Annotated in this window: 16 protein-coding genes; 9 read left to right on the top strand and 7 right to left on the bottom strand. The window is 31.1% G+C overall.

Annotation, left to right across the window (positions count from 1 at the left end; translation table 11 throughout):
- Positions 1 to 27: 27 nt before the first annotated feature.
- From BMY33_RS09150 to BMY33_RS09135, 4 genes are read right to left on the bottom strand one after another with little or no spacing between them, the layout of a single operon-like run.
- A complete protein-coding gene (locus BMY33_RS09150; protein ID WP_027393042.1) occupies positions 28 to 642 on the bottom strand; it encodes a deoxynucleoside kinase in 615 nt (204 codons plus the stop codon).
- Positions 643 to 648: 6 nt separating this feature from the next.
- Positions 649 to 1,434: a hypothetical protein gene (locus tag BMY33_RS09145; protein ID WP_091407713.1), complete on the bottom strand. Its 786-nt coding sequence runs from the start codon at positions 1,432 to 1,434 to the stop codon at positions 649 to 651.
- A 31-nt stretch (positions 1,435 to 1,465) separates the two neighbouring features.
- Positions 1,466 to 2,146 (bottom strand): response regulator transcription factor, encoded by a 681-nt coding sequence (locus BMY33_RS09140; protein WP_027393043.1) that lies wholly within the window; start codon positions 2,144 to 2,146, stop codon positions 1,466 to 1,468.
- Entirely contained in the window at positions 2,139 to 3,650 is a 1,512-nt protein-coding gene (locus BMY33_RS09135; RefSeq protein ID WP_091407711.1) for a sensor histidine kinase, read from the bottom strand. Before BMY33_RS09135 ends, BMY33_RS09140 begins: the two co-directional genes overlap by 8 nt.
- 128 nt (positions 3,651 to 3,778) lie before the next feature.
- On the opposite strand from BMY33_RS09135, the gene BMY33_RS09130 reads away from it, so the two are divergent.
- The 9 genes from BMY33_RS09130 to BMY33_RS09090 all read left to right on the top strand — a co-directional run bounded on the left by BMY33_RS09130 (position 3,779) and on the right by BMY33_RS09090 (position 12,769).
- The gene (locus BMY33_RS09130; protein ID WP_027393045.1) at positions 3,779 to 4,504 is read left to right on the top strand and encodes a TlpA family protein disulfide reductase; all 726 of its coding nucleotides are present in this window, start codon (positions 3,779 to 3,781) and stop codon (positions 4,502 to 4,504) included.
- A 6-nt stretch (positions 4,505 to 4,510) separates the two neighbouring features.
- Positions 4,511 to 5,329 (top strand): GLPGLI family protein, encoded by an 819-nt coding sequence (locus tag BMY33_RS09125; RefSeq protein ID WP_027393046.1) that lies wholly within the window; start codon positions 4,511 to 4,513, stop codon positions 5,327 to 5,329.
- Between the two features lie 20 nt (positions 5,330 to 5,349).
- A complete protein-coding gene (locus tag BMY33_RS09120) occupies positions 5,350 to 6,513 on the top strand; it encodes an aspartyl protease family protein (protein ID WP_091407709.1) in 1,164 nt (387 codons plus the stop codon).
- Positions 6,514 to 6,605: 92 nt separating this feature from the next.
- Positions 6,606 to 7,487: a GLPGLI family protein gene (locus tag BMY33_RS09115; RefSeq protein WP_091407708.1), complete on the top strand. Its 882-nt coding sequence runs from the start codon at positions 6,606 to 6,608 to the stop codon at positions 7,485 to 7,487.
- A gap of 28 nt (positions 7,488 to 7,515) precedes the next feature.
- Positions 7,516 to 10,254, top strand: coding sequence for a carboxypeptidase regulatory-like domain-containing protein (locus BMY33_RS09110; protein WP_091407706.1), 2,739 nt, complete (start codon positions 7,516 to 7,518; stop codon positions 10,252 to 10,254).
- Between the two features lie 180 nt (positions 10,255 to 10,434).
- The gene (locus BMY33_RS09105; RefSeq protein ID WP_091407705.1) at positions 10,435 to 10,845 is read left to right on the top strand and encodes an EthD family reductase; all 411 of its coding nucleotides are present in this window, start codon (positions 10,435 to 10,437) and stop codon (positions 10,843 to 10,845) included.
- Between the two features lie 88 nt (positions 10,846 to 10,933).
- Positions 10,934 to 11,527 carry a hypothetical protein gene (locus BMY33_RS09100; protein WP_091407703.1) on the top strand — a complete coding sequence of 198 codons (594 nt, stop codon included), beginning with the start codon at positions 10,934 to 10,936 and terminating at the stop codon, positions 11,525 to 11,527.
- 89 nt (positions 11,528 to 11,616) lie between these two features.
- Positions 11,617 to 12,531, top strand: coding sequence for a carboxypeptidase-like regulatory domain-containing protein (locus BMY33_RS09095; protein ID WP_170837047.1), 915 nt, complete (start codon positions 11,617 to 11,619; stop codon positions 12,529 to 12,531).
- Between the two features lie 49 nt (positions 12,532 to 12,580).
- Positions 12,581 to 12,769, top strand: a complete 189-nt coding sequence (locus tag BMY33_RS09090; RefSeq protein WP_091407700.1) for a hypothetical protein — start codon at positions 12,581 to 12,583, stop codon at positions 12,767 to 12,769.
- Positions 12,770 to 12,782: 13 nt separating this feature from the next.
- On the opposite strand, the gene BMY33_RS09085 is transcribed toward BMY33_RS09090, so the two are convergent.
- The 3 genes from BMY33_RS09085 to BMY33_RS09075 form a co-directional block, all read right to left on the bottom strand.
- Positions 12,783 to 13,055, bottom strand: a complete 273-nt coding sequence (locus tag BMY33_RS09085) for a hypothetical protein (protein ID WP_091407698.1) — start codon at positions 13,053 to 13,055, stop codon at positions 12,783 to 12,785.
- A gap of 5 nt (positions 13,056 to 13,060) precedes the next feature.
- The gene (locus tag BMY33_RS09080; protein ID WP_091407697.1) at positions 13,061 to 15,208 is read right to left on the bottom strand and encodes a S8 family serine peptidase; all 2,148 of its coding nucleotides are present in this window, start codon (positions 15,206 to 15,208) and stop codon (positions 13,061 to 13,063) included.
- Positions 15,209 to 15,318: 110 nt separating this feature from the next.
- Complete coding sequence (locus tag BMY33_RS09075; RefSeq protein ID WP_139195621.1) at positions 15,319 to 16,323, bottom strand: DinB family protein; 1,005 nt, start codon at positions 16,321 to 16,323, stop codon at positions 15,319 to 15,321.
- Positions 16,324 to 16,327 lie beyond the last annotated feature (4 nt).

Raw genomic sequence — 16,327 nt, 5'->3', positions numbered from 1 at the left:
TTTCATTATGAAAGGCCTTTATTATTTTTAAAATAATCCGTTTAATTCTGCATCAATACGATTAATTATACTACCAAGATCTTCGGGGTTATCGACAAAATTAAGATGGTCAACATCTACAATAAGTAAATTACCTTTGTCATATCCGTGTGCCCAGGCTTCATATCGTTCATTTAATCTACTAAGATAGTCGATGCTAATGGTGTTCTCATATTCACGTCCACGTTTATGGATTTGTGCAACCAGATTTGGAATACTACTGCGCAAATAGATTAGTAAATCAGGACCTTCGACAACGCTTTCCATAAGATCAAAAAGTGATTTGTAATTTTCAAAATCACGATTCGTCATAAGCCCCATCGCGTGTAGGTTAGGAGCAAAAATATATGCATCCTCATAAATGGTTCTGTCCTGAATAATATCTTTGCCACTTTCGCGTATTTCTAGAATCTGTCTAAAACGACTATTAAGAAAATAAATCTGTAAATTAAAAGACCAGCGCTCCATTTTATTATAGAAATCCTCTAGATAAGGGTTTTCTAATACATCTTCGAATTGAGGTTCCCATCGATAATGTTTGGCTAATAATTTGGTTAGTGTTGTTTTTCCGGCACCAATATTTCCTGCAATAGCTACATGCATAAGTGATTATTTTTTTTGGAGTGTTAGGTCAAAACTGTAAATCTTACTTTGGTCGTAAATATAAAGGATTTCGTTAGTAACATAAAACTGTTTTATATGAATTTCAGGAAGATTTATTTTTTCAATTTCTCCAGTCTTAGTGTAACGATAATATAAACCATCATCTTTTAGAATTATTAAGTCATTATTTATAATTCTGATATCATTATATCCCTCGTTCTCATTTCGGTTTAACAAACTTCCATAAATGTTGAATTGAGAAAGGTTCTCAGAAGTAAGTATCCAGCAATAATTGAAGTTACTGCGTAATAATGTAGGGAGTTCATTAATGGGTTGTGTAGCGACGAATGTTTTTTCAGAATTGGTGTTAAACACCTCTAATTGTTGAGTGTTGTTGTCAAAAAGCCAACTACTATTATCATTTGCTGGAGAAACAAGAGAAACACTTTTGAATTCTGAAATTGTATTAAAGTTTACTCGATTTATTTCGGATAAGTATTTGTCAACTAATACTATAGTGTTGGAAGATTCATAGAATAATAAGATTTTTAAAGGATTTAATACCGATGCTTGAGTAAGTTGACCAAGAATAAAATCACCAAATTGCCATTCTCGATCATTCCATTTTTTGTAAAAAATATTGTTTTTAGCATAGTAAATAGCACCAAAGGAATCTATACCTAAAAACTGATCAGCCTTTAATGATATAGTATCTTGAGCTATTGCATTTCTTTGGGAATAACTTTTGTGAATAAACCCTAGTAAGATTAAAAACAGAACAATATGTTTCATGAAATAGCAAAGTACAAAAATAAGGCCATTTTTAGCAAACTAATTTGTACCCAAAACCTCTAACATTGATAATCTGTATAGAATCATCTTGTTTTAATTTTTTTCTTAGCTTGGTAATAAACACATCCATACTTCTACCATTAAAAAAATCGTCATCACCCCAAAGTTTTTTTAAAATCATAGAACGATCTAATACTTGATTTTTGTTTTTAATTAGGTGGAATAATAAATGAGCTTCTCTATGTGTAAGTTGATAGGCTTCATTGTCTGAGGTAAGAAGTTGTTTGGGGAAATCAAAAGTATATTTTCCTACAATCAATGATTCAGAACTTTGTTGTGTTTTGGTTCTATGAAGCAAATTGTTGATTCTAACAATAAGCTCTTCCATACTAAAAGGTTTTTTTAGATAATCATTCCCACCAATAGTAAACCCTTCTACTACATCCTGTGTTTGTGATTTTGCAGTAAGAAATATTATGGGAATAGTGTCATCTTCTAATCGGATTTCTTTGGCCAATGTAAATCCATCTTTTTTAGGCATCATAACATCTAATACTAGTAATTTGGGAGTAATAGATTTGTATAACGAATAGGCTGTCTCACCATTTTGGGCAAGATGAACTTTAAAGTTTCTTGTTTCTAAGCTCTCTTTGATAATCTGACCCAAAGAAGGTTCGTCTTCTGCTAATACTATCTCAACAATTTCATCCATTGGGCAGTGTGATTTTAAAATTAGTTTGATCTTGATCTAGAAGTAATTCTATGGTTCCTTCATGTTTTTCAATAATAGTTTTGGTGTAAAATAATCCTATACCAAATCCTTTTACATCGTGCGTATTTCCTTTCGGAACTCTATAAAATTTTTCGAATATTTTATCTTTTTGTGATCTAGTTAAAGATGTCCCGCTATCCTTAATTTCTAGTGTAATATTAGGATGTGTATTTTTTAAATATATATCAATGTTATTACCTCCATATTTAATAGCATTGTCAATGATATTATTAATAGCATTTTCAAAATGAAATGCATCTACTTTCTTCCAAATATTTTCGTGAGTATGATGAAAATATATCTTTTTTTCGGTAGTATTTGTTTGATATTTAGCAGTTATAGTTTGTATGAGATCAACAAGGTTTAATTCTTCTAGATTTAGCTCTAACTCATCACTGTCTAGTGTTGCGGTTTCTAGGATTTTTTCTACCATAGTATTCAATTTCCCCAATTGATTAGAGGACATATCAATATATTTTTTGGTTTTTTTAGGATCGTTTTCACGATTAAAGTTTTGAATACCTTCCAAAGCTGCGCTAATTGTAGCAATTGGAGTTTTGAATTCATGTGTGATATTACTAATCAAATCATTCTTTAGTTCTGCTAGTTGTTTTTGGTGATTGATGATTTTTAAAAGGTATAAAAGACTACCAATTACTGCACTGACTAATAAAAAAGACAAGGCAATGCCGAATAAGTTTTTCTTTAGAATTGCACGTGTAGTGTTCATAAAAGATAGCTCTAAAGAACTTCCTCTAGGTAAATAGTAAGATTTTGTTTTAGTTTTTAAATCAGATTGATTGATAACATTTTCATTAAATAAGAACGATGTTCCGGTTTGATCTTGAAACGTAATTCCATAACTAATGGTTAACTGTTTCCTCTTTAATTGATTGTTTATGATAGTATCTAAAACCTCTAGTTGTAGCGAATCTTCATTAATCGAAATTATGATTTTTGATGTAAGTTGCTCAAAAGCTTTTTTTCTAGAATCACCATTCTCTATTTCTTCTAATCCGTCTGGAAATTCGATGATTTTAGATGAATCTATACAAAAGTTTGGATGCTGATCCATTCGATCTATGCTATCTACAGAAAGACCTCTATATATTTTTATATCACTATGATCTAAGCCTTCAGAAAATGTATAACTTTTAAAATCAACCGTTCCCGAATCTATTTTTTTTAGAAGGTTTGAAAAACTACTTTTCTTTAAAAAGCTACCAATATTAGAGGAGTCTGAAGAAAAACCAATCGTATTTTTTTCTGCTAATTCGGTGTAATACTGATCCACTGCATTATCCAAACTTATTTGTACCTCATTAATTAGTTGTTGTTTGCTAGCTTCATAATTCTTGAAATTCCAGTATACCTGTATGCTCAATGTAACTAGAATTACAAAGGCAATGAAATACAATATACTTCTATAACTGTTCTTTTGCATGGTTCAAAAATAGGATTCTTAACTGATATAAAAAGAATCAGTTAACACTCGTTAACACTGGTTAACGGTTTGGTTAGCATTTGGTTTACATCTTTGCAATGTACAAACCATATAAAACTCACATCAACATGAAAATACAATCAATACTATTATTTATTCTTCTTCTTACTTCGTTTATAGGCAATGCACAGTCCACGTTTTATAGAAATCATGAAGGGGCTTTGTTAAATGAAGTAGAGTTAAAAGAGGCAGAAAATAAGATAAAGGATAAAATCAAAAAAATCAATAAGAAGGCTATAGTCGAAATTGAAATAAAAGATACAGATTTTAGAAAGGATTCGATAATTCATGATTTTGGTTTTCATGTGAATTTGAATGGTTCTGTGAATTCAAAAACAAAACTCAAGTTATTTAAAGGAAGGAAAATGTTAGAATCTTCTTTGGTAACATTACAAGGTGATCAAATAAATATCAGTGATTTAGAAGGAAAACCAACACTGCTTAATTTTTGGTTCACGAATTGCCCACCATGTATTGATGAAATGCCTGAACTAAATTCGTTGAAACAACACTTTGGTGATCGTGTAAATTTTGTTGCTGTAACCTATGAATCTAAGGAAAAAGTCGAAAATTTTTTAAAGAAACATACATTTGATTTTCGACACATTGTAGATGCTAGAGAATATACAGATGCATTAGAAATGAAATCTTTTCCTAATAATATTATACTCGATAAAAATGGTATAGTAAAAAATATAGAAGGAGGAATACCATACATAAGAGATGAAAACGGAGGAATGAAAATGGGAGAAGCAACTGAATTAAGAAATAAACTAGAAACCCTTTTAAAATAAATAAATATGATAAGATTGATAATACTAATAACACTATTTGTTATAGGAAATATCTCTGCACAAGATTTTCAAGGAGTAGCAACGTATAGCACAGATAGGAAATTAGAAATACAATTAGATAGTACGCAGATGAATTCTGAAATGCAAAAGCAAATTCATGAAATGATGCGTAAGCAGTTCCAAAAAGAATATACATTACGATTTAATAAAACAGAATCTGTTTATAAGGAAGAAGAAAATCTTGGAGCTCCACAACCGGCTTCTGGTGTACAAGTAATAGTGGCTGGATCAGGAGCATCTGATGTGTTATATAAAAATAGTAAAGAAGAGAGATTTGTGGCCAAAAGAGATATGTTTGGAAAAGCATTTTTGGTAAAGGACACGTTAACGCACTATAAGTGGAAGCTGGAAAATGAAACGAAAAAAATAGGAAACTATACTTGTTATAAGGCTACTACTACTAGAACTATGGAGATAGTAAGAAATATAAATGTTAATGGTGATAAGGAAGAATCTAATTCAAAAACTGAAGAGATAAAGGTGGTAGTTTGGTATACACCAGAAATTCCAATAAATAATGGGCCTGATAACTACTGGGGATTACCGGGACTCATTATGGAGGTTAATGATGGTGATTTACGTATTTTGTGTAATAAAATTGTACTAAACCCTAAGAAGAAAATAGAAATTAAAGCTCCGGAAAAAGGTAAAGTTGTGACGGAAACTAAATTCGAAAAAATTATGCGTAAAAAAATGGATGAAATGCACGATAGGAGATCACATCGTAATGGCGGCAATAGTATGGAAATTAGAATAGGAGGATAATCATCAAAATCAATCAAAAAATGAACAATATATTATTTGCATTAGCCATGCTTGTAGTTTTTAGTGTAAAAGCTCAGGTCACAAAGATACCTTTTGAAGAAGATGGATTAGTTTTTATCAAAGTAAAAGTAAATGATCAACAAGAATATTTAGATTTTGTGTTTGATACTGGAGCTTCTATTGGAGTTTTGGATAGCACCGTAGCTAAAAAATTAAATATAAAATCTAATTATTCACAAAATGCGCAAGGTGCCAATGGATCGCAAACCTATAATATCGCGACAAATCAAACTGTGAACATAGGAACGATAGTATTAGATAATAGCAATCTTGTTCTAGTAGATTTACAAAAGCTTTCTCAGAGATCTGGTAGAAAAATTCAAGGCATTATAGGATATGATGTTTTAAGACAATATCGAACCAGATTTGATTTTAAGGAAAAAACAATGACATTGTATAATGAGGACGATCCAATCTCGGGGCTGGAAATATATACTAAAATTCCTATGAAATTTGATGGGACACCAATTCCTCAAATAGACCTGACTTTTACATTAAATGATGGAAATACGCTTACCGGAAATTTTTTATTTGATAGTGGCGCAAATATGAGTGTATTATTTAATACGCCATATGCTTTAAAAAATGATCTCAAAAATAGATCTGGAAAAACAATAAAAGGTAAGGCAAGAGGTCTTAATAAATCTACAACCTATACTAAAGGAACTATAGAAAAACTACGACTTAGTGATTTTGAATTTACGGATTTACCTATCGATATTTCTGAAGGTCATGAAGGAGTATCAGGTTCTCCTAGTTATGCAGGGATTTTGGGAGCACAAATTATTAATAGATTCGATATGGTCTTAGACTATAAAGAGAAATTGTTTTACATCAAACCAAATGAAAAATTCAAGACTCCATTTGAGTTTCCTATGAGTGGAATTGGGGTTGAAAAAGTACAAGAAAAAATACTAGTAAGCTACGTAGTAAAGGATAGTGAAGCTTATCAGAAAGGAGTTAGAGAAGGGGATGAGTTGCTAAAAATAGATGAGTATAATGGTAAGGAACTCAGTACTTGGAAAAAACATTTGAAACATAGCGAGAAAAAAGTAAAAATAGAAGGAAAAGATACTTCTGGTAAGGTATATAAAGTAGTTATTTTATTAAGACGATTAATCTGATTGGAAACCGTTGTTTTTTTGGGATATAATTAACTTTTATTGATTAAACCTAGTGCAAATCATAGAGTCTAAATAGTTTAAAACTGCCTAATATGAAGACTATATGTACATGGGTTACTATTCTTATAACCTCTTTAACAATCGCACAGGATTTTCAGGGAAAAGCCTATTATTTCAGCAAAACAGGAATGGATATGGATTTTGGAGGACGACAAATGTCTGAAGACCAGAAAAAAGCTATTGCCGACAGAATGAAATCTGCTATGGAAAAAACGTTTGTACTTACTTTTAATAAGAGCGCTGCCACTTATAAAGAAGAAGCACAATTAGATGCGTCAGGAGGTGGTGGAAGATGGGGAGCTATGCTTTCGGGTTTTACATCTAATAACTACTATAAAAATATAAAGGATGGTCAGTATTATGATCAACGTGAATTTTATGGAAAAAACTTCTTGATTAAAGATTCATTAGAGACATACAATTGGACCTTAGTAAATGAGACCAAGAAAATTGGAAACTACACTTGTTTTAAGGCAACTACGACCAAAAAAGTGAGTGAAGTTATGGACTGGAGAGCCATGAGAAGAAGGGGTAGACAACAAAGAGAACAAAGAGAAAATGGAGCAGATGATCAGGCAAATGCTGATAATGCTCAAGATACACCGGAAATGCCAAAAGAAATTGAAGTTACAGCTTGGTATACACCAGAAATTCCAGTTAACCAAGGTCCAGGATCTTATTGGGGATTACCAGGTTTAATTTTGGAAGTACAAGAAGGAAGAACAACATTATTGTGCAATAAAATAGTGTTAAATGCGGATGAAAAAGAAGAAATCAAAGCGCCAAAAAAAGGAAAAGATGTATCACAAGCTGAGTTTGACGAAATCACGAAGAAGAAAGTAGAAGAGATGATAGAACAATTCAGTACCCAACGAAGAGGAAGAGGAGGCTTAGGCGGAGGACGTAGAAATTAAAATTCTTTTAAAAAATCAATCAAAAAAAATGAAACAAAAGATACTATATGCCATACTGTTGGTAGGGATGACTATGTCTGCACAGAAAGTTAAAATTACTGGATTTGTAAAAGACTCCGTAGGTAATCCATTAGAAATGGCAAATGTAATAGCCTATAAGAAAACGGACAATACCATGACAGCTTATGGTATCACCAATAGCAATGGAAAATATGGTCTATCAGTTCCGGCTAATGAAACTTACTTGCTTAAAGTAAGCTTTATCGGGCTTTCTGCAAAAGATAGAACTATTACTGTGAATGTGGAAGATGTAAAGGTAGATTTCGAGATGACATCCGAAGAAAATAGCCTTGATGAGGTAGAAATTGTTTATGAGATACCCGTCGTAGTAAAAGGGGATACATTGGTCTATAATACAGATTCATTTACTAACGGTAATGAGAAAAAATTAGGAGATGTTTTAGATAAACTACCTGGGATAGAAGTAAATGATGATGGGGAAATAGAAGTAGAGGGAAAGACAGTTTCTAAAGTGATGATAGAAGGGAAAGATTTTTTTGATGGAGATTCTAAACTGGCTACAAAAAATATTCCAGCAGATGCCCTAGATAAGGTAGAAGTATTGAGAAATTATGAGGATGTAGGTCAAATGCGAGGTCTTCGAAATAATCAAGATCAGGTAGCGATTAATATTAAATTAAAAGAAGGTAAAAAGAATTTTTGGTTTGGAGATGTAACTGTTGGAGCAGGAGTTGGAGAAACAGAACGATATTTGGTAAAACCAAAATTGTTTTATTATAATCCAAAATACAGTATTAATATCTTAACCGATTTTAATGACATAGGAGAAGTCCCATTTACTAGAAGGGATTATTTTAATTTTACAGGAGGTTTTAGGAATTTGGGCAGAGGTGGCACTTCGTTTAATATAACGAGTGATGATCTGGCATTTGCGGTATTACAGAATGATCGCGCAAATGAAATAAATACCAAGTTTGGAGCTGCTAATTTTAGTATGTCTGCCAGTAAAACATTAGATATTAGTGGATACGGAATTGTTAGTAATACTAAAACAGATTTAATTACTAATACAAGAAGAACGTATATCGATGATACTGCTGATCCTACGGATAATACTATAGAGGAAACTTTTGATAATACAGAACAAAGAAGCACCTTAGGGTTACTAAAATTAAGTGCTAGTTATAGACCTAATAATAATTTTCGATTGGATTATGATGTTTTTGGTAAACTTTCTCAACAAGAAGAGGATGATACTTTTCTTTCTGTAAGAGATGATATTTCTGAAGATATAAACGAACGGTTAGAGAATGATCCCTTTTCCGTACAACAGAATTTAAATGCATATTATACACTAAATTCAAAAAATATTTTCTCTTTTGAAGCACAACATTTATTTCAGGAAGAAGATCCGTTTTACAATGCAATTAGGTCCGAAATACCTTTTAGAGGAGTTTTTACTCAAATCAACGATCCTGATGATCCAAACTCAGATACATTTGATCCTTTAGAAGCTTCAGAACGATATAATGTCAATCAACAAAAAAATGTAACTACCAGTAAATTAGACGCAAAATTGGATTATTACTATGTATTGAATAAAAAGAGTAATCTTAATTTTACAATAGGATCTACCTTAAGTACGCAGAATTTTGACTCTGATATTTTTCAAATTTTAGATGATGGTGATCAAAACAGTTTTGAGTCGGAAGAATTTACTAATGATGTCAAGTATAATTTTAATGATCTATATGCTGGAGTACATTATAAGTTTATTACCGGAATCTTTACTTTTAATCCTGGAGTTAGTATTCATAACTATGATCTAAAGGATGAACAATTGGGGACTACCAATAGCCAGAATGAGTGGCAGGTATTACCGGACTTCTTCGCTTTAGTGCAGTTTAAAAAGAGTGAGAGTTTACGTTTTAATTATTCGATCACAGCAAATTATACAGATATAAATAATCTAGCAGAAGGATATGTTTTTAATAATTATAATTCATTATCCCAAGGGAACAGAAGTTTGGAGAATGCTTTATATGATAATTACTCTTTGAACTATTTTAGTTTTAATATGTTTAATTACACTAATATTTTTGCTAGATTAAGTTATACCAATAGACGTAACCCTATTAAGAACACAAGTATTGTATCTGGTATTAATCGAGTAAACACACCGATTAATTCTAATCTTGCAGATCAAGTGCTATCAGGTAGTGGTAATTTTACCAGAACTTTTGGTAAGATTAAAGGAAATTTAAGTGCTAATGTAAGTTGGTCTAGTTTTAATAATATAGTAAACACACTTCCTAGTGAGAGTATAAGTCTTACACAAACGTATCAAACTGAATGGTCCACAAATTTTAAGAAAGGACCAAACTTTGATCTAGGATATAGTATCACCGTTAATGATTATGATAATAATGGCGCGGAAAGCACTTTTTATACGAGCCGTCCTTTTGCTAGGTTAGATTGGTCCTTTGCTAAAGGATTTTTACTGAAATCTTCCTATAGTTATTATAATTACCGAGATACCGAAACTACCTTAAACGAATATAGCTTTTGGGATGCGGAGGTGTTTTATCAGAAACCAGATAGTAAATGGGAATATAAATTTTCCGTTACCAACTTATTAGATACGGAAAGTATCAATAGAGATAGTTTCAATGAATTATTTAATAGTACTTCTAGTTATGTGGTTCAGCCAAGATATTGGATTTTTAGCGTAAAGTATAATCTGTAATAATGTAAATATGATGGGTGTTATCTTAATATAGTTGCTATATCCATTAATGCGAATCCCAAATCCAGTTTAGTATTCCGGGAGATTTGTTATACGGGTAAATTTGTAGTACTTTCAAAATGCAAACCTACTATGTTATAGGTGTGTATTATGAGTAGGAATAGCTATAAAAATATCAATATGAAAAATAAGATAATCTTTCTGGTTTTTGGGATTACATTGTTTCTTGTAAGTTGCGAAGATGCTAATACTTCGGATAAGTCCCAACCTAAAAAAGGGATGATTAAAGTGACAATACTATATCCTAATGATACTGGAAAAACATTTGACATGGATTATTACGCTAATAAACATATGCCAATGTTGATAGATCTATTCGGAGATTCGTTAAAGAGGTTAGAGATTGATAAGGGATTATCAGGGCGAACATCAAATGATCCAATTCCTTATCTAGCCATTGGATATTTATATTTTGAAAACCTTGTGGATTATCAAAACTCGTTCGGACCAAACGCTGCAAAAATTAGAGGTGATATCCCAAACTATACTAATATTAAACCGATTGTTCAGATTAGTAAGGTTGTACAATAACTAATTTACAGAATAAATTTATCGCACGATATAGGTAGGTTTATTAATGTCAATCAATAATTAACTAAATTTAATATTTATAAATAAGATGGGGGGAATGCTGCATCCTACAGCCAAAGAAATACTTGTAGGTCGAATTACAGGCCTAAATAGTGCTATTAGTATTACAGAGTATATGCTAACTTTTGGAATGAAGAATATTGAAATCCCTGAGTATTATACATCTCCTGGGACTGAATATTATATTGGTTTTGGAACAGGTTATGAACAAGGTCAAAAATTAAGGAGTTTGCTAAAGAAAGATGTAAGTAGTGAAATGTCTTTAAGTCAGAAGATAAAGTGTCTTTCTTTTTTATTGAAAAAACAGGAAACTTGTAGGTTAGTTTTATCCACACAATCTTTCTTGGACAATACTAAATATTGGAAAGAGCTTGAAATCTCTAAAACTATAATTGATGAAATACAGAACTTATTAAAAGAAAACAAAATTCAAAGAGCTGTTTATAAAATGCTTATATATCTAAAAGAAAGGTTTTATTTAGAAGCTTTAATGGAATTTTATGAAGTCTATTTGAATCTAGAGAATGCGAGATCAAGAAAGAAAAATAATAAAGAATATGAAATCGGATTAGAATTAGAGAAAATAAAAATTGAAGTTCAAAATTGGATTAATAAAAAGTAACAAAATTAGTTTTGACTCGTCATCATGCTATGCATACAATTATTAAACTTATTATTTCGATCAGTATCTTTTTGTGTACAGTTGTTATTATGGCTCAAAGTAACAACAAAACTATCACTGGGAAAGTTTTAGATAAAGAAAACAACAAACCAATAACATTTGCTTCTATTTACCTAAAAGGGCAGGCAATTGGCACAATATCTAATGAAGAAGGAAAGTTTGTTTTTCATATCTCTAATAAAGAAAGTGGTGTAATCATAATATCTAGTTTGGGGTATGGTTCTATAGAGAAAAACGTTGATGATTTTAATTCTGATCAGCAAATATTTCTAAGTGCAGAAGTAAGTGCGCTGAGTGAGGTGGTGATCACAACGACCAAAAAGAAAAAACTATCGGCAAAACAAATTGTAAAAAAGGCATATCAGGAGATTGCTAATAACTATCCTGATCAGTCCTATATTCTAGAAGGTTTTGTTCGTGATTTGCAAAAAGAAGATAGTACATATGTAGAATATCTAGAATGTGCGGCTAAATTCTATAATCAGCCAACAGATAAAGAAATTGAAGCGAAAGTAGAATTAGTGGCTATCAGAAATAGTTACATCGCAGAAAAAAATCCTTGGAACAAACAGTGGGAAAGAAAAAATTCAATTATAGACTTAATAGAAGATGATTTTATAAGATTTGATTATGGACCCATCAAAGGGAAAAATGGTTGGAAATATGAACTGGAGGATATCTTACCTTATAATCGGAAGTATGTATATAAAATAAAAGGAATGGATGTACCTTTTCAGAAAGCAACACTATACATAGATACAGAATCTTTTGCCTTTGTAAGAATGGAGCTTACGCGAACTGCACATAAAGGAAAATCATGGAAAAGAAGATTGACACATGGAGGAGAACAGCTGTATTATAATGTAATTTTTGAGTATCAGAAATATAAGAACAAAATGTACTTAAAAATATCAAAGGGAAGAAGATACCTGGAATATTTATGATACTAAAACTCCTAGTAAATTACTATTCGTAAAAGAACCAAAAAAAGAATTGTTCGTAAACAAAATCATTGTAGATAATGTAGAGAAATACCCATTTACTCGAAATATGAATTCTGATAGTAGTATAGAAAATCACTCAAGCGAATACAATGCAGAGTTTTGGTTGAATTATAATGCTCCACAACAAACTAAAGAAATAAGCAAAATTGAGCAATATTTAAAGGGAGCAAGTAACTAGTAGTAGTTTTACGTTATATCATCTGGTAAACATATATCACTAAAGTCACAGCGACAGCTCCAATAAGAATGCCTATTTTATTTTTAAATGTATTGTTTTTATAAGATTCTCTATTCTCCTTCTTAGACCAATAAAAGATCAAGAACGAGATAGCAATTACAGCGCAACCTATAGCCAGATACAATTTAGTCTGTTGATCAAAATAAGAAGTGTTATTTATAAGCGAAATGCAAATAAAGAAGAATACAAGTAGTAATAACTTATTATTTTTTTGAATGGTTTGCATAATGTTTAATTCGTTTGATTAGATATTTTTTCTGCTAGTAGTAAAGCGTTGTAAGCGTTTACAATCTTACCGGATTTTGATAATTCTGAAAAAGCGACTATTTTTTTTGTGCCATCTTCTTGTTTGATTTCAACCTTAACGTCAAAGGAACTTCCAGAATCCAGAAGTATTTTTTTTACTTGTTTGGCCGATAATTTTGGATAATAGGACCTTATTAAGGCTGCAATTCCTGATACAACAGGAGACGCAAGAGAAGTTCCTCCTGTAGTTGTATATTTATCAGTTCCATACTCTGTGGTATACATATCTACTCCGGGAGCAAAAACATCTATATGTTTTTTACCATAATTTGAAAAATTAGCTTTAAGATTTTGAATATTCCAACTACTCGCACCAACAACAATAAGATTATCAACAAATTCCTTTTCAGTATCATCATAATCATTCAAGTAATACTTAATTATATCATTGTTAGTGTTATTATTTCCTCCCGCTTTAATCAATAAAACATCTTTGTCTGCTGCATATTTTATTGCATCATTTACCCATTCCTCGTTTGATGAAAGTGTTTTTCCCCAACTCATATTTATAATCTTAGCACCATTATCCACTGCATAGCGTATGGCTAAAGCAACATCTTTGTCGTGTTCATCTCCACTTGCTACCATTACCACGGGCATTATCTTAATTTGATTAGAAAAACCTTGAATTCCTATGTCATTAGCACGATTTGCGCCTAGGGTTCCTGATACTGCTGTGGAATGATGAAACGGGACATCTCCATCAACTATTGGACTACCATAAGTGTAATCTCCAATATTGTTAATGTCATCTCCCGATATTTCTCTCTCGTTATAATTAAGATTAAGTGTAATTTCTTTTTCTTTATTCAAATCCTTGATATACTTGTCCATATAACTTTCTGTAAGTTCATACTCAATAGAATTTCTATATCCATATAACATGTGCTGGATAACTGAGTCTTTTTTATAAACCGTTAATAAACTATCTATGTCTACAATCTTGTACTCTTTTTTTGGCGATATACTATCTAAAAAGGATTTACAATTAACAACAGCAAGTTTCCATAGTTTCATGTTTTTTAAGGTTTCTTTGTTTTCTGCAATATCATTTTTCCATTTTAGAAAGGCTGAAGTATATAGTTGATAAGCTTTTATTTGATCATTCGGGATTTGATTATTTTTTTTACCACTAAAAAGAGCAATATACTTTTTTACAATCCGCGTACTTTCAAGAGGTGCGTAAGAGACAAAGCTACCGCTTGTATTACTGAGGAAATCCCAGCCGTTGATATCGTCTATATATCCATTTTTATCATCATCAATACCGTTATTAGGGATTTCGTTTTTATTATACCATATTTGATTCTTTAAATCTTCGTGATGTATATCTAATTTTGTGTCCAGAACCGCTACAATAATCTCTTTCCCTTTTTTAGATTTTAAAATTTTATTATATGCTTTTTCTAAACTTATTCCGGGGACTGAGTCATTAATATAATCTTTATGATACCAGGTTTTTAGTTGTTCTTTGGATAGTCGTTTAGGTATATTTCTTCCTGTTATCTTAATTGATTGTTCTCCTTCCTTATGATCTGCGGATAAATTATATTCAAATTCTTTAATAACTACCTCATTATTTATTCTTATTCCTTTATACCAACTGTTTGAGAAATCATCTTTCTCGAATCCTCCATTTTCTATATTAACCTGCTTAAGGTTTCCATTCTCGTCTTCTAAGTATAATTTGAAATCATCAAAATAGAATGTTCCGTTGTAATGAACAATTCCTCCAAAGTTTAGTTTATCAGCTTTCTGATCCAGCTCACCAACAATTTCATATTGTTGCCATATATTGTCAGTAATAGGTCGGTCGCTCATATTGTCGAAAAAAGCTGTTTCATTATTTTTAGTATCAACACGAACCCATAGTCCTGCTTTTACGTTAGGGTCTTTTTCATTTCCTATAACTTTAACCCAACCCTGAAGTTTAAATTTCGTTTTCTTGTCGGTTTTTATCTCTATAGATTGTACGAAAGAAGCCCAATTTCTAGATACTTTCTTGGTTTGTGCTACACCTTGATATTGATATATAAGTACAATGAGTACAAATAGCTTAGTGATTTTTGCCATGATATTACTTTTATTAGTATTGAATTCCCTTTATTATGATTATGAATTGTATAGTCAAATTTATTCTTTCAAAGAAAATCATGATATTTAAGCAAATAGATTACCAGTTATTAATTTATTAATTTCTTCAATAATTCAATTTGCCCAATGTGATAAGATTGGTGTTCTAATACATGAAGCCAGTGATAATGGTTGTTTTTATCAGAGATGGATGGTCTATTTTTTAACCAACCATTACTTTTTTTCTTAAAATTTTCTAGAGTTTTGCTTCTAATCTCATGAAAATAAGAAATGTAGTACTCAATATTCAAATTGACAAACGTTTCTTGTGCTTTACCATCCATTTTCAAAATTGATTCAAATCTCTTTTTTTCAGTATTATTGAATGTCCTGTTTTCAAATGTAAAAACCTGATAAAATGATTCAACTGCGGAAATATGCATTATTAATAGGGCTATGGAGTTTGATGTAAGATTTATTCTATAATCCAATTGATCAATAGTTAGATTTTGGATAGATCTAATCATTCTTATGCTTACATCCTCTAACATCCTGAGTAACTCATATACTTCACAATCGTAATCTTTTAAGTTTTTAAAATTGTCAGTGTAAGTGATTTTTAAATGAGATTCTTTATTGTATTCGGAGACTTCAGAAATAAAATTATATTCTAATATTTGATTAGGTGTTTTCTTACCAATTCCTTGAGTCCATCCAGGAACTAACAATTGACTTTTAACTTTATCAAAATTGGGGTTATTAATTATCACTTCCTCCGTTTCTTTTTTGTTTGATAAAAAAAGTCTGAAGCTTTTAAAATAAAACTCTCCTTGATTCGTGCAAAATCCTCCCAAATAGAGTTTAGATGAATTTATATCAATTATACCGTTAACTACATATTTCATCCATTGAGACGATTGGATACGCCTATCGGTCATGTCATCAAAGAAATCAATACCTCCATCAGCATTTTCTACTCTAGCCCATAATGCAGCTGAGCTCTTTGGGCTTTTAATTTTTGCCTTGACTAATGCTGTCAATTTAAAACTATCGTATATCTTATTGGCTAGATCAATACACTGACAAAACGAATTCCAATCCTGAGATATTTTCAAAAAT

The organism is Aquimarina amphilecti (genome assembly GCF_900109375.1).
Taxonomy (GTDB): Bacteria; Bacteroidota; Bacteroidia; order Flavobacteriales; family Flavobacteriaceae; genus Aquimarina; species Aquimarina amphilecti.
The sequence above is the reverse complement of the archived record's forward strand: the minus strand, read 5'-3'. Positions and strand labels throughout refer to the sequence as shown.

What these genes read in the sequence shown, in the direction of transcription:
- BMY33_RS09150 (WP_027393042.1), bottom strand. Translation starts at nt 642, where the DNA reads ATGCATGTAGCTATTGCAGGAAATATTGGTGCCGGAAAAACAACACTA.
- BMY33_RS09145 (WP_091407713.1), bottom strand. Translation starts at nt 1,434, where the DNA reads ATGAAACATATTGTTCTGTTTTTAATCTTACTAGGGTTTATTCACAAA.
- BMY33_RS09140 (WP_027393043.1), bottom strand. Translation starts at nt 2,146, where the DNA reads ATGGATGAAATTGTTGAGATAGTATTAGCAGAAGACGAACCTTCTTTG.
- BMY33_RS09135 (WP_091407711.1), bottom strand. Translation starts at nt 3,650, where the DNA reads ATGCAAAAGAACAGTTATAGAAGTATATTGTATTTCATTGCCTTTGTA.
- BMY33_RS09130 (WP_027393045.1), top strand. Translation starts at nt 3,779, where the DNA reads ATGAAAATACAATCAATACTATTATTTATTCTTCTTCTTACTTCGTTT.
- BMY33_RS09125 (WP_027393046.1), top strand. Translation starts at nt 4,511, where the DNA reads ATGATAAGATTGATAATACTAATAACACTATTTGTTATAGGAAATATC.
- BMY33_RS09120 (WP_091407709.1), top strand. Translation starts at nt 5,350, where the DNA reads ATGAACAATATATTATTTGCATTAGCCATGCTTGTAGTTTTTAGTGTA.
- BMY33_RS09115 (WP_091407708.1), top strand. Translation starts at nt 6,606, where the DNA reads ATGAAGACTATATGTACATGGGTTACTATTCTTATAACCTCTTTAACA.
- BMY33_RS09110 (WP_091407706.1), top strand. Translation starts at nt 7,516, where the DNA reads ATGAAACAAAAGATACTATATGCCATACTGTTGGTAGGGATGACTATG.
- BMY33_RS09105 (WP_091407705.1), top strand. Translation starts at nt 10,435, where the DNA reads ATGAAAAATAAGATAATCTTTCTGGTTTTTGGGATTACATTGTTTCTT.
- BMY33_RS09100 (WP_091407703.1), top strand. Translation starts at nt 10,934, where the DNA reads ATGGGGGGAATGCTGCATCCTACAGCCAAAGAAATACTTGTAGGTCGA.
- BMY33_RS09095 (WP_170837047.1), top strand. Translation starts at nt 11,617, where the DNA reads ATGGCTCAAAGTAACAACAAAACTATCACTGGGAAAGTTTTAGATAAA.
- BMY33_RS09085 (WP_091407698.1), bottom strand. Translation starts at nt 13,055, where the DNA reads ATGCAAACCATTCAAAAAAATAATAAGTTATTACTACTTGTATTCTTC.
- BMY33_RS09080 (WP_091407697.1), bottom strand. Translation starts at nt 15,208, where the DNA reads ATGGCAAAAATCACTAAGCTATTTGTACTCATTGTACTTATATATCAA.